Genomic DNA, 13903 nt, shown 5'->3' on the forward strand with positions numbered 1-13903 from the left:
AACAACACGCATTACTTTTTAGATGCGGAGACAACACCGGTGGCGGCGAAAGCACGCAACTGTTGCATGGTGCCACCAAACTTGTTGGTGTCAACGTTTTGGGCTTGAATCCCATCAATTCTAGTTTGTGACGAGTACTGCCAGAACGTCCACGTTTTCCAGCCGCCAGGCAGTGGCAGTGTGGGGCTTTGCTTGCCGTTGTAGTCGGCAATCCAGAGGGGGAAGCTGGTGAAGTCGGAGGTGTTCCCCATCTGGTTCATCAAGAAAGAACGGTAACTGTAGATGATGGGTTTGCGACCTATCCGGTTGTAAGTTTCCTGAAGGAATGTGCGCACCCACTTATTCAACTGGGCAGCTGTAAGACCTTTTGCTTCCTCAATATCCAGCACGGGGGGCAGGGAGGCGCCGCCTTTTACCTTGATAACATCGGCAAACATGCGGGCTTGGGCGGCGGCATCGGTGGACACGTCGGCATAGTGATAGCCGCCCATGAGCACCCCGTTGCCCTGCGCGGCCATCGCGTCGTTAACGTAGTACTCGTTCTTGTAGTGAGTGCCTTCCGTCGCCTTCACAAAAACATACGCGTAGCCGGCTTTTTGCACGCGCTTGAAGTCCACGTCTGCCCCATTGGGGTGCTGCCAGGAGGCAATATCAATACCGTTGGGCATTTGTGCGTAGGGAACATTGGGTTGGGTGGTGACGGGGACCGGCTGCGCCACTCGGACTGGGGTGGTCGCGCTACTGAGTGTGTTAGCCCAGGCGGATGCGGGGGCGGGGGCAAGGGTGAAGTGACCGAGACTGACACCGGAGGTGACGGGAGCTACCAGGAGAGTGGTGGAGAGTCCAAGGGTAGCTAACACGGGAACCAATCGCGTTCTCATAATTATCAATAGTAACTTTTGCCCCTGCATTATCACAGTTTATTTCTCATTTGATTACCCTGGCTACATGAACATTCCCAATAGCACAGCCAACAACACCGCCAGCAACACTAGCGATACTGCCAGCGGCAGCCGCTCCGGCCTTACTTTGGAGGGGCAAGACCTCTCCATTCGCCCCGCCGACGACCTTTTCCACCACGTCAACGGCACCTGGCTGGCCACCCACGAGATTCCCGCCGACCGCGCTCTCGACGGCGCTTTCATCCAACTCCGAGAGGACTCCGATGCCCGCGTCCGCAGCATTATTGATGACGCCGACACACACTCCCGCATTGGCGCCCTCTACCGCTCCTTCATGGACACTGAGCGGCTTAACTCTCTTGGTCTTACCCCGCTAGAACCCGACCTCGCACTACTTTCCACCGTTACTGACCACCGCAGCATGGCTCTCGCCCTCGCCGAACTGCAGCGTGTGGGCATTGGTGGGCTCCTGGGTGTCTTCGTTGACCAGGACGCAAAAGACCCCAGCCGCTACGTTGTGTACCTCAGCCAATCCGGGCTTTCCCTGCCCGACGAGGCCTACTACCGGGAACCCCAGCACGCTGATACTCTCGCCGCCTTCCACGACCACGTTGCCACCATGCTGGAACAGACGCAGCTCCTCCGCCGCGTTCCCCTCACCAGCGACCTCACCCCAGCAGCTGCCGCGGACGCCATCGTCGCCCTAGAAACCGCCATCGCCAAGCACCACCTGGATGCGGCCAGCAACCGGGAAGCGGAACTCCGCTACAACCCCACCACCTTCGCCAGCATTGCCGCCACCGCAGACTACGACGGCTACCCCGTGGCCGAATGGTTCAGTGCAGTAGCCGCACCCCACGCCAGCGACTACACCGGCACCGTCATTGTGCGCCAGCCCGAATTCCTAGCCGGTGCCAGCACCGTATGGGCGGACACTCCCCTCCCCACACTGGCCGCCTGGGCTGTGTGGCATATTCTTAACGCCCGCGCAGCACTGCTTACGGAAGATATTTCGCGGGCGAACTTTGCGTTCTTCGGGACGAAACTCTCCGGCACGGAAAAGCAGCGGGAACGCTGGAAGCGTGGTGTTTCCCTCACCAGTTCCCTCCTAGGTGAAGACATTGGCCGCGTCTATGTGGAACGCCACTTCCCACCGGCCTATAAGGAATCCATTACCCAGCTGGTGAAGAATCTGCTGGAGGCCTACCGCGTCTCCATTCGTGACCTGGACTGGATGACTCCCGCTACCCGCCAGAAAGCCCTGGATAAGCTGGATAAGTTCACTATTAAAGTGGGTTACCCGGATAAGTGGCGCGACTACAGTTCCGTCCACCTGGATCCTGCTGACCTGGTGGGTAACTGCCGCACGATGACGCGTTTCCTTGACGACTACGAGTGGGCAAAACTAGGCAAGCCGGTGGACCGCACCGAATGGTTCATGAATCCGCAGACGGTAAACGCCTACTTCAACCCGGTGATGAACGAAATCGTTTTCCCGGCAGCTATTTTGCAGCCGCCTTTCTTCGACGCGGAAGCAGACGACGCCGCTAACTATGGTGGTATTGGGGCTGTTATTGGCCACGAGATTGGCCACGGTTTCGACGACCAAGGCTCCAAATACAATGGTGACGGCTGCCTGGACAATTGGTGGACTGACGACGACCGGGCCGCCTTCACCGAACGCACCAAGCTCCTTGTGGACCAGTACAATGCCCTCACCCCCACTGGCCTGGACCCGCAGGTGTACCACGTAAACGGTGCCCTCACCTTGGGGGAGAACATTGGCGACCTGGGCGGACTCTCCATTGCGCTACTGGCCTACGAGCTGGCTCTGAAAGCACAGGGTATTGATGATGTTGCTGACGCTCCCGTCCTGGACGGTATGACGGGCTTGCAGCGTGTTTTCTACAACTGGGCTACCGTGTGGCGCACCAAGATCCGCAAAGAGCAGGCCATTACCTATCTGTCCGTGGATCCGCACTCGCCTGCGGAATTCCGCTGCAACCAGATTGTTCGCAACATTCCGCAGTTCTATGAGGCATTCCAGGTGCAGCCGGATGACGGCATGTGGCTGGCGGAAAACCAGCGGGTACGTATCTGGCGCTAGTAGGCGCCCCTCATAGGCATGACGCCCGGGCGTTTAAAACACTGGCGCCCGGGTGTCTAGTAAGCACTGCCCTAGTAAGCACTGTAGGCGCCCGGCGCCCAGTCTCCCATGCCGTCATTTTTCGAGAGGACTCCCCGCGAGTTGACGACGCGCACAACGTCGCCGAGCAGCCAGTGCTCAAAGAACCAGCGGCCATTATCCATGGACACGTTGAGGCAGCCATGCGATGAGTCGTAGTGCCCCTGCGCTGCCATGGACCAGGGGGCGGCGTGGAGGAAGATGCCGGAGTAGGTCATTCGCAGCGCGTATTCCACGTCGGTGCGGTAGCCTTCGGGCGCGGTGACCGGCACACCATAGGTGGAGGAGTCCATGATGATGTGTCGGTGTTTATCCCCAATGTAGTAGGTGCCGTTGGGGGTTTCGTGCCCGGGTTTGCCCATGGAGGTGGGGACGTGGCGGATAACTTTGCCGTCGGAGTAGACGGTAATCATGTGGCTTTTATCGTCGGCGACGGCAACGTGGCGGGCACCAATGTGGAAGGTGCGGACGCTGTCACCTACTTTTACCCGCACGGTGGTGTGTTGGGGCCAGAAGGAGGTGGGGCGCCAGCGTAGTTGGGTGGGGCTCCACCAGCGGAAGTAGCCGCGGATATCGTAGTGCTCTTTCTTAGAGTTAAAAACGTCTACGGAAACGAATCGTTCTATACGCCCAGGATTTTTGGGCGGCTGGTTAAAGGTGATGATAATCGGCTGCCCCACGCCCACGGTGGTGTTTTGAACGGGGTTGATGGTGGCGGGCTTAAAGTTGGCTCGTTCTATGCGGGGTGGTTCTGGCTCCGGTGTTCCCGGGTGGGGGAAGGGGAAGTCAATGGCGTTGGCGGCGGTTGCTGAGCCCAGTGCAAGAGCTACTGCACCAGCTAGGGCCGCCACGGTGCGGTATGTCACAGTACGGTGTGTCACGGTACGGCGTGTGTTCATTGTCATGATGTGAGTAATCCTTGCATGGTTACGTGTTGCGTAGTTAATACGTGGTTAATACTTATATTCCCCAATATAGCGTTGCCCCTAAATATAGCGATCGCCGGTTCCGCGAGGGGGGATGGCGAAACCGGCGATCTTTGGCGTTGGCTTACAGAGTCAAATTGGGGGGTGCGCGACTCTGCAATCAGCTATCGGCTCAAGCAACAAGTGCGATCCGCAACGCCACGGATTTACCTTAACAGACAATACGACGCCACGGGCAACTTCCTGAAAATTTACTCACTATAGGAGAACACCAGGTGGCACCGCTAATCACGGGACAGATACGGGGCAGACGCGGCCCAATGCACAGGCAGAGACCAGGGCATTCCTTGAGATTACTTGGAGCCGTGTGGCTTACGCACCACCATGAGGGGAACAGGGGCTAGCCGCAGCAATGCCCGTGATGTTGATCCCAATAACATGCCGGTAAAACCACCGCGGCCGTGGGATCCTACAACGATCATGCGGGCACCGTCGCCGAGTTCCGCCAATGCGGCTTCGGGGGATTCCCGCCGAATGACAATTTCGGGGGTAGTGCCGTGGTAGTCTCCCTTGCACTCCTCCAATTCCTGCTGGACAAGTTTCCGCTGTTCTTCCTTGGCTTGCTCCCAATCTATGTCGGAGAGGTTCACTCCGGCGAGGGAGGAGGACACGGCACGGTCCAGCCACGCATTCACAGCAACAAGGTTGGCTCCGTAGGCTTCTGCCTCCGTATAGGCCGCTTGCACTGCCAGCGCGGAAATGTCGGATCCGTCCGCACCCACCACAATGCGGTTATTCTTGGCGCTTAAATCCATGTTTTCGCGCACAATAACCACGGTGCCGTGGGCGTGGTGAACCAGGGAGGAGGATACCGACCCCAGGAGAGCACCAGCGAAACCACCTAGCCCGCGGGAACCAATGACCACCATTTCTGCTTTCTTCGACAATTCCAGCAGCATGGTGATGGGGTTGCCCTCATGAATCTCCTGCATGATGTCAATATCCGCATCAACTTTTCGGATCTCGTTCACAGCCTCGTCCACAAAAGTCTGTGCTTGCCCCTCCAACTCGTCAAACACTGCGGTTGACGGCACCATGCCTTCTGCATAGAGGAATTGGGGGACAACATAGGCGGCTGCCAGCAGAATGGGCAGCTTGCGGACGTGAGCTTCCTGCGCCGCCCACTGCACCGCCAGCTTTGACGGGTCGGAACCATCTACACCTACAACAATGCCTACGGTTTCATCACTCATGACGCTGCTCCTTCCGGGATCAGTGCGGCAGTACTGCGCACAGTAATACGGCCTAGCTATGCCCTTCATTCTAGAGGGCTTGGGGACCTAAAAAGGCTTAAATGAGAACGAATGACAAGCAAATTGCTGTACTCACGTACACTGCAGCTATGGGCACTCCACACCACCCCACCCCACATCGACCGCTCCCCCTCCGTGACGGTGTGGACCCAGTCTGTTTCCGTCTCCCCCAGCATTTACCACCCGAGTGGGAGGGACGCCCCGCCGTCGATATTCTTTTAGAACGCTTCGACCGCTCCCGCGATTGTCTTGCCGCACAGCTTGCCGCCGGCACCATTGTTGACGATGACGGCCACCGCATTACCTCCCACACGCCCGCCCGTGGTGGTCTTGCCCTCTGGTCCTACCGGCCACTGCCTGCCAGTGAGCCCACAGTTCCCCTCACCATGCCGGTGCTCTACCGCGACGATGACATTCTTGTTATCGACAAGCCGCACTTTCTTCCCACTATTCCGCGTGGCCGCTACGTTACCCACACTGCCCTCGTCCAGTTACGCCGCCAGCTGGCTGCCGCCGGGGATACGGAGGCGGCGGCCCTCATTACTCCGGCGCATCGGCTCGACCGGCTTACCGCTGGTGTTCTCCTTTTTACGGTGCGGAAGGAGGTACGGGGGCTCTATCAGACGCTTTTCACCCGGGGACTTACCCACAAAACCTATTTCGCTATTGCGCCACTCCCCCAGCCCCCGTTTTCTAGCTCGCCCCCGTTTTCTAGCTCTCCGTCTGCGCGCTCTCACTCTTCGTCTCTTCGCCCCCACCCCGCACGGCAGCAGGACGCTGCACTCCCCTTACTCGATGGCCAACCCGTCGAGGTACATAGCCGCATTGTGGTGTCGCGCAACCGTCTTGACTGCTATGAGGAACCCGGTGAACCCAATGCCCACACCACTGTGGAACTGGTGGATAGCCGTGGCGCATACGGTCTTTACCGGCTTACACCACACACTGGGAAAACACACCAACTACGAGTACACATGAATAGTTTGGGGCTCGGTTTAGTGGGCGATCCCCTCTACCCAGTTGTGCTGGACGATGGCCCCGACCACCCCGAGGACCCACAACGCACTCTGCAACTCTTGTCTGCAGAATTAAATTTTCCTCAGCCTCACCAGACAAGCAACGCCGCACGCTGCACATATCGCAGTAAGCGCACATTGCAATGGCCAGACGGCACCCCCACGATTCAGTTTCACTACTAGACTGGGGAACGAGCCTTTTATTAGTGACCGTTAACACGTCAAACAATAGGGCTTATAAATATGACGCTTTCCCCACTCCCTTAAGGGGAGAGAGGCACACTAGTGGTCTTTAGAAAACACCATATTACGCAACAAATAAAGAAAGAGGATCCACCATGGTAGACAGGGTGGAGGTATTCGTCGATACCTCATATTTACTAGCTAGTTTTTACAATTCCTGGACTACTGGCGCTCGAGCCCAATTAGAAATAGACTTACCAGCCGTCACCGACCACCTTAATACGATAGTTAGCAACAAACTCCACCTGCCCGTCCACCGTCAACTCTGGTATGACGGTATCCCCGACTCCGGCCCCCACCGCTACCAGCGCACCCTCCGCCACATTGACGGTGTGCAACTGCGCGCCGGACAACTTATTGAGTGGGGCGACCGCCGCACCCAAAAAGCAGTTGATACTCGCCTTGTAGCCGACATGGTTCTACGCTCCATTCGCGGACTGGTCAGTGACATTGTGCTGGTCTCCGGCGATGCAGACATGATCCCCGGTGTGGAGGCCGCCATCGACCATGGGGTACGCGTGCACCTTATTGGCTTCGGCTGGGACTCCATCTCCAACTCCCTCCGCTCCGCCTGCGACACCGTCACCGTACTGGATCCGCGCGAGGATTTCGCCGACTGCATGCACATTGACGTACTGGATCCCTTCCACACTGACAACACCAGTGAGCACAGTGACCTGGCCACAGATGGCCAGACTAACGGCCCGGCTGATAGCGGGACTGGCAACCACTCTGAGCAGGGAAACTCCGACATATCTAGCCCCGTCAGCTCTAGTGACGCTGCTAACACCACCGGCAGCACTGCTGGCAATACCGGTGAAGGTACTGCCGCGGATATGCCTGGTGACATGGCTCATTCTTCGACGGCTACCCACCCCTATGCAAGCACCGGCGATACTGCAGACGAGGACGAGAACACTGATGGTGCCAATGTTCTAGAACATGGTGTTCCTCTTGTACCGCCGGTCTTATCCCCCGGCAAATTTGGGCACCACGGGGTTCGTCGCCGCCTACGTATCCAGCACGCCACTATTGACGACACAGCGAGCACCACCACCGACAGCGTCACCAACAGCACCACTGACACCGCCGCCAACAGCGGTACCACCAGTACCGACGCCACTACCGATGCCAGCACCGATGTTAGTGCTACTGATAAGTCCGTCAACAGTTTCGCTGACGATAGTGCCATCAGCACTACTGATAGTGCCGATAGTTCTCTCCCCGCAGATACTTCCTTGCAATCCTCTCAATCCTCGCACGAGGACACTATGTCGGGAGCGACTGCGGATCTTGATGACGACGATGATGTCACCTCCACTGCGGCAGTTGAGGCTGCCAACAAGGCGAAAGCCAACAATGCTACGCCTGAAACAAGTGCTCAGCCTGACGCTGCACCCGATACCCCCGTGGATGCGGAACCTGCCAGCGAGCCAGTTCACCGTCCCTCCCCCGGCATGATGGCACAAAAACGTCGCCCGCCCCAGCGGTCCCGCTATGTTCCCCTCCCCTACGACGAAGTGTGGGAGAGCGCCGGGAACCAGACTCCTTTTGATATTGGGCAACAGTACGCCATCTGGTGGTACAACAATGCTGCTACTTTAGATCAGCGTGGTAGTGCCCATATTCTGACGGGTGGCGGTCTGCCGGCAGAAATCGACCGGCCATTGCTACAGTTTGCCTGCCAGATACTGGATGCCTACACGTTAAGTGATGCTCAGCGTGTTAACCTGCGTGATGGGTTCCACATGGGTATTCGCGGCATCATCATGGGTGGATAAGAAAAACCAGCTATAGACCAAGAGAGCAAGCGGTGCCCCGCCGGGATAGGAGCGGGGCACCGTATGCATTTCTCAGGAGAGAGTTACTAACACCTAACTCGAGTGGGAGGGCATGGTATGGTGCGAGGCCATGACACGCCCCCCTCCCACGGTTAGAACTTGAGGGGTGACTTTACCGGGTAGAGGGTGTTCATACCCTCCTTGGTAGCCCAGGAAGCGCCCCAATGCTGTCCGGTACGCTTATCGGACTTGTTGTTAACAAAGAACCAGTCGGCCTGTGCGAACCTCTTATTGAGTTCGACAACCACGTAGCCGTGCTTAGAGCACTGGCTCCACTGTACGTGCTGGTTGGCGAGCTTGATGGCATCATCGACGGTGGTGAAAAGACGGTCACCTTCGGGGATACGAACGTGCGTCTTGTCGTAGATAATATCATCGACGTTAGCTGCCGTGATGGAAGGTCCAACAAATTCAACAGCCACTTTGCGGCCGTTCATATTGCCGTCGAACTTCTCGTAGATGTGGTTGGCGAACGACATGTGAATATCGCCGGTAACTGCCACCACGTTCTTAATGTTGTGCTGGGCAATCATGGTGGTCAGGCGGTAGCGGTCCCACTGGTAGCCGTCCCACTGGTCCGAGTTGAAGATAACGCCGTGCGGCGGGTTGCCGGTCTTTTCGGCCAGGAAGTCCGCAATGTCGGGGTTCAGTGGCGGAATCTGTAGCGGGGCCATCATGACCGGGTTTCCGATAACCTTCCACAGGCAGGGGCTGTTCTTGACGTTGTCGCGCAGCCACTTCATCTGTTTCTGGCCACCGATGGTGTGGTTCGGGTCGTCCTGCTTGAACCAGTTCTGCTTGGTGCGGTAGTTGCGCAGGTCCAGGGCGCTGAGGTCCATGAGCTTGCCCCAACGGAAGTAGCGGTAGAGGTGCTGGCCGTCGGTGAGGCTGTTGACGCGGGTGGGCATCCACTCGAAGTAGGCTTTTTCGGAGGCGTGCTTACGCTCGTGCCAATTGCCTTCTTTACCCTCAGTGTGGTTGACGGCGCCTTCTAGGTAAGCATTGTCGGCGGACTCGTGGTCATCCCACACGGTGATGAAGGGGTACATGGCCTGGCAGCGCTGCAGATCCGGGTCGGTCTTGGTGTTGGCGTGGCGGCCACGGTAGCGGTTGAGGGTCATGGTTTCGCCGTCGTACTCATGGCGGCGAACACGGCCGTAAGCGCCGGTGTACTCGTTGGTCTTGTATTCGTAGAACCAGTCGCCCAGGTGGACGATGAAGTCCAGGTCGCCACGGTCGGCGAGGAAACGATACGTGGAGTAGTAGCCAGCTTCCCAGTTGGAGCAGGAAAGGAAGGCGAAGCGAACGCGTTCCGGCATGGAAGCGTTGGAGGGGGCAGTCTTGGTGGCGCCCACGGGGGACACGGCGCCCTTGGCGGGGCCGTCGAGAACAATGAAACGGTAGAGGTAGCGAGTATTGGGACGCAGACCGGTGGCGTCAACCTTCACGGTGAAGTCGCGTTCGGGGCCGGTAGTTACTTCGCCGGAGCGAATAACGCGGCCAAAGCGGCGGGAGCGGCCCACCTGCGGGGAGACTTCCCACTTCACACGGACGGGCGTACCACGCATAGAACCGGGGGTCCAGGTGGGTTTCTGGGTGACGCGAGTCCACAGGATAACGGCATTCGGCAGGGGGTCGCCGGAGGTGATGCCGTGGACAAAGACATCTGTGGAGTACGGTGAGGTCGCTTTCTGTGGAGCGTTTCCGTCCGGAGTGTCCTTGACCTTACGGAATTTGTCCGTCAGTGAGCCAGCATTGGCGGATGTGGCGGAGGCAGTGGGGAGGACGGCGGCGGAGGCACCAATGGCGATGCCGGCGGCGGAAGCCTTCAATACACTGCGGCGTGAGAGAGCCTTATCGGGTAGTTGACGATCCGAGGTATTCTCGTTCTTCTCCGAAGAATGCATTTCTTGTGTTCCCATAGCTGCCATTCTAGGACACTTCATGAGCGGTGAAATTAATCGATACAGCATTCTCAGCAGGTATTGTCTCAGTATTCACGCGGTAAACGGAAGAATTAACTATATATACACTTTATAGACACATACTATTAAGACGGGATTAGCGGTCCGTGGGCACTACAAGATCTTTGCTGAATGGCATCGCCTTGCTGAATGGCATCATTGCACGAAATTACTGTGCAGAACTGCCCGGCGCAGGACCGTCCGCTGCAGAACTGCCCGGCGCGGAACTATCTTCAGAGGGAATTATAGATAGAATAGCTTGTACAACAATAGGTTTCACTTCATCAAGGCTCTGACCTGCCTCTAGTGCACGAAATCCCACTGCCAGCTGCGCCATCGTGAGATTCATATAAATATCCCCATGCCCCGGAGCTAGCTGTTCCCATACTTCCTGTAGGTGCACGTTAACGCGCTTATGGACATCAACAACATCCACACCGGCGCGCGTAAAGGAACAACGATTATCAATCGTGGCATTGACGTGCGGATTCCGTCCCCCCTGGTTTTCTGCACTGACTACCACATTGCGCATCCATCCATGGTCGGAGGCAACTGCCTGTTCTAGATTGACGCTCACCCATGCCGCTAGCCATTCGCGCGGATCATCAATACCTTCTGTTGCTGCTGTGACGGCTGACATCCAGCCCGGCATGTAGCGTTCAATAACCAAGCGGCGGAGGTCATTAACGGAGGTGACGTAGCGGTAGATACTGTTCCGGGCAATGCCGGCCCGTTTGGCGATGGCGGCAGCTGTGAGATCAGTACCGGGCTCGTTGCGAAGAATTTCTTCAGTCACATCAACCAGCGCTGTTTGCACATTTTCACGGTGTTCTTTCACCGTTTTAGCCGTGATCCGTGGCATAGTAGCCGACCTCCTGTTCCATCTATTCTAGCGGTACTCTTGACAGCGTCGACAACACTACGGACAATGTTAGAGACACCATGTCTCTAACATCTGGCGGGTAACACTATGGCAACCACACCTACTACTACAGCTGACACCACAGCTGCCGCATCTGCTGCTGAACCCATTAAACACAAATGGGCTATGCTCGCTGTCCTTGCCCTGGGACTTTCCCTCATTGTGCTTGACGGCACCATCGTGAACGTCTCACTCCCCACCATCATCAAGACCCTCCACCTAGACCTCTCCCAAGCACAATGGGTAAGCGCCCTCTACACCGTGGTCGTCGCCTCTCTTCTCCTTGAAATCGGTAGTGTCGCAGACCGTATCGGACGCCGCTCCACTTTCGTTATTGGTCTTATCATCTTTATTGTGGCCTCTATCCTGGCCGGCATATCCACTAACGGCAGCGCCCTCATTGCCTCCCGCGCCCTACAAGGCGTTGGCGCCGCCTTCGTCATGCCCTCCACCCTCTCCAACGTGCACGCCAACTTTACCGGCAAAGACCGCACCATTGCCTTCGGAGTGTGGGGCGCCACCATCTCCGCCATGGCCGCCATTGGCCCCCTCATCGGCGGTGCCATTACCTCCTACACAAGCTGGCGCTGGATCTTCTTCATCAACATACCGTTCGGCATCCTCATCCTCATCGGCGCCTTCCTCACCGTCCCCAACACCAAAGACACAGGAGCTAGCACCGCCACCGGAGCCGGCACCGCATCATCCTCTCCCCGTAAGCACGATGTCCTGGGGTTTATTCTTTCCGCCCTATCCGTCGGACTTATCGTGTTCTCCATTATTGAAGGCCCCAAACTGGGCTGGTGGAACCACAAGGACACCTTAAAAATGTGGGGTCACTCGCTTTTTGCCGACTCCTCAATAAGTTCAGTTCCCTTCACCCTGCTGATGGGCATTCTGCTTCTCATTGGTTTCATCACATGGGAACTACACCAACTAAAAAGACAGCACTACGTCCTCCTCAATCCCCATCTTTTCCAGAATCCCTCCTTCGCCTGGGGTAACCTCACTGCCCTGGTGGTAGCCATTGGCCAATTCTCGCTGGTGTTCCTTATCCCCATGTTCGTCATTAACGATATGGGGAAATCTCCCCTCACTGCCGGCTGGGTACTAGCCGCTATGGCTCTTGGTGCCATGGTGTCGGGTGGATTAGCCCGGCACGTTACCGCCATTATTCCCCCCACGGGCGTCGTCATGATGGGCCTCGCCCTAGAAGTAATCGGGGTAGCCACGCTTGCCGGAACGCTGCACACGTCACAAAACCTATGGGTGATGGCACTGATACTGGTTATCTACGGCGTGGGCTTGGGCTTCGCTTCGGCACAGTTAACGTCCACAGTGATGGCGGATGTTCCCGTGGAACACTCCGGCATGGGCTCCGCTACCCAGTCCACCGTGCGTCAGTTGGGTAGCGCCTCCGGTATTGCCCTAGGTGGCTCCGTCCTGGCAACTACATTGAGTAACCATCTGCCCGGCCTGGTGGCCCCGTTGGGTTTACCTCAGCAGATGACTGTTCCCCTTGTGGAGGCCACTATTAATTCTGGTGGCGCAAACCTCCACGGCCTTTCTATGCCGCCATTGTCTGACGTTCTGCGGGAAGGCTACTGCGACGCTATCTCTACCTCCATGTGGGTGTCGATGGCGTTCCTAGCAATAGGTTTACTATCGTCACTGCGGTTGTGGTGGGTCACTAAACAAGCGGCTAAAAACACCTCAGTTAAAGGTGAAGAGACCAGCGATAGCCCCCAGCGCGAGACCGCCTAGTACTGTTCCCAGCAGATATGCGACCGCCTGCCACGTGTGATGATGTCGCAGCATCGTCACCAGTTCCACGTTCAGTGTGGACAGTGTCGTAAGGGCCCCGCAAAACCCTACTCCCCATAAGGAATACGCCTGGCTACTCATCACCCCTGCGGAGAACGCAGCTGCGAAAAGCCCCAGGAGGAAACTTCCCACTAGGTTCGCAATAAGGATACCGACGGAATACGTGGGCGTGTGGTGTCCTGCGCCGGAACGCATTTGTCGAATAGCAAGAAAACCACGGTCAAGGAGAAAGCGGAGGAATACGCCCAGCGCACCGCCTCCCATCACAAGAAGGACAGTCACTCTCATCACTTCGATTCCGAAGCGTGAGACTTATAGGCCCTAGATGTACACAGTATGGCCACTGCTGCAGACCCTATACCCAGGAGCATGTTGAGGATTATCTGCAGCACACCCATCCAGGGGGCACCGTTCTCCATTAACGTAAGACTGTCCACTATGACAGTGGACAAGGTGGTGAAGCCACCCATCATGCCGGTGCCAAGAAATGCCACTACAGTGGGGTGACGTTTCAACTGGTGGGACGCTACCTCAGTGAGAACACCGAGAATAGCGGACCCCACCATGTTAATAACCAGGACAGACCAAATAATACCGTGGACGTTACCCGGCCAGGCCGTTGTGACAGCCCAGCGGAGAATCGCCCCCACAGCACCACCCACTGCTACCGCCAGCCCTGTAGCGAGAAACGCCAGTACTGTTCGAATAGCTGTTTTTTGGGTAGTGCCAGAAGGTATCTGTTGTGAAGATGGTATGTGCCCGGTCAT

11 protein-coding genes are annotated in these 13903 nt (G+C 57.1%); 4 read left to right on the top strand and 7 right to left on the bottom strand.

Going from position 1 to position 13903, the window contains the following annotated elements:
• Positions 1-11: 11 nt before the first annotated feature.
• Complete coding sequence (locus QZV76_RS04755) at positions 12-881, bottom strand: glycoside hydrolase family 25 protein (protein WP_290598692.1); 870 nt, start codon at positions 879-881, stop codon at positions 12-14.
• Between the two features lie 67 nt (positions 882-948).
• Here QZV76_RS04755 and QZV76_RS04760 point away from each other — a divergent pair, with 67 nt between their 5' ends.
• A complete protein-coding gene (locus tag QZV76_RS04760) occupies positions 949-3009 on the top strand; it encodes a M13-type metalloendopeptidase (RefSeq protein WP_290598693.1) in 2061 nt (686 codons plus the stop codon).
• 71 nt (positions 3010-3080) lie between these two features.
• Here QZV76_RS04760 and QZV76_RS04765 read toward each other — a convergent pair whose 3' ends face one another.
• Both QZV76_RS04765 and QZV76_RS04770 read right to left on the bottom strand, forming a co-directional pair.
• Positions 3081-3992, bottom strand: coding sequence for a L,D-transpeptidase (locus tag QZV76_RS04765; protein WP_290598694.1), 912 nt, complete (start codon positions 3990-3992; stop codon positions 3081-3083).
• Between the two features lie 374 nt (positions 3993-4366).
• Entirely contained in the window at positions 4367-5266 is a 900-nt protein-coding gene (locus tag QZV76_RS04770; protein WP_290598695.1) for a universal stress protein, read from the bottom strand.
• Positions 5267-5415: 149 nt separating this feature from the next.
• Between QZV76_RS04770 and QZV76_RS04775 the strand changes: the two genes are divergently transcribed.
• The gene (locus tag QZV76_RS04775) at positions 5416-6525 is read left to right on the top strand and encodes a pseudouridine synthase (protein WP_290598697.1); all 1110 of its coding nucleotides are present in this window, start codon (positions 5416-5418) and stop codon (positions 6523-6525) included.
• Positions 6526-6680: 155 nt separating this feature from the next.
• Entirely contained in the window at positions 6681-8366 is a 1686-nt protein-coding gene (locus QZV76_RS04780; RefSeq protein ID WP_290598698.1) for an NYN domain-containing protein, read from the top strand.
• A gap of 152 nt (positions 8367-8518) precedes the next feature.
• On the opposite strand, the gene QZV76_RS04785 is transcribed toward QZV76_RS04780, so the two are convergent.
• Both QZV76_RS04785 and QZV76_RS04790 read right to left on the bottom strand, forming a co-directional pair.
• Positions 8519-10372: an alkaline phosphatase D family protein gene (locus QZV76_RS04785; RefSeq protein ID WP_290598699.1), complete on the bottom strand. Its 1854-nt coding sequence runs from the start codon at positions 10370-10372 to the stop codon at positions 8519-8521.
• A gap of 187 nt (positions 10373-10559) precedes the next feature.
• On the bottom strand, positions 10560-11252 hold the full coding sequence (locus tag QZV76_RS04790; RefSeq protein ID WP_290598700.1) for a TetR/AcrR family transcriptional regulator: 693 nt from the start codon (positions 11250-11252) through the stop codon (positions 10560-10562).
• 108 nt (positions 11253-11360) lie between these two features.
• Here QZV76_RS04790 and QZV76_RS04795 point away from each other — a divergent pair, with 108 nt between their 5' ends.
• Entirely contained in the window at positions 11361-13076 is a 1716-nt protein-coding gene (locus tag QZV76_RS04795; protein ID WP_290598701.1) for an MFS transporter, read from the top strand.
• Here QZV76_RS04795 and QZV76_RS04800 read toward each other — a convergent pair.
• Positions 13026-13424 (bottom strand): CrcB family protein, encoded by a 399-nt coding sequence (locus QZV76_RS04800; protein ID WP_290598702.1) that lies wholly within the window; start codon positions 13422-13424, stop codon positions 13026-13028. The genes QZV76_RS04795 and QZV76_RS04800 overlap by 51 nt on opposite strands.
• Entirely contained in the window at positions 13424-13903 is a 480-nt protein-coding gene (locus QZV76_RS04805; protein ID WP_290598703.1) for a CrcB family protein, read from the bottom strand. Before QZV76_RS04805 ends, QZV76_RS04800 begins: the two co-directional genes overlap by 1 nt.

Origin of the sequence: Lawsonella sp. (genome assembly GCF_011525565.1) — a bacterium.
In the GTDB taxonomy this organism is placed as follows: Bacteria; Actinomycetota; Actinomycetes; order Mycobacteriales; family Mycobacteriaceae; genus Lawsonella; species Lawsonella clevelandensis_A.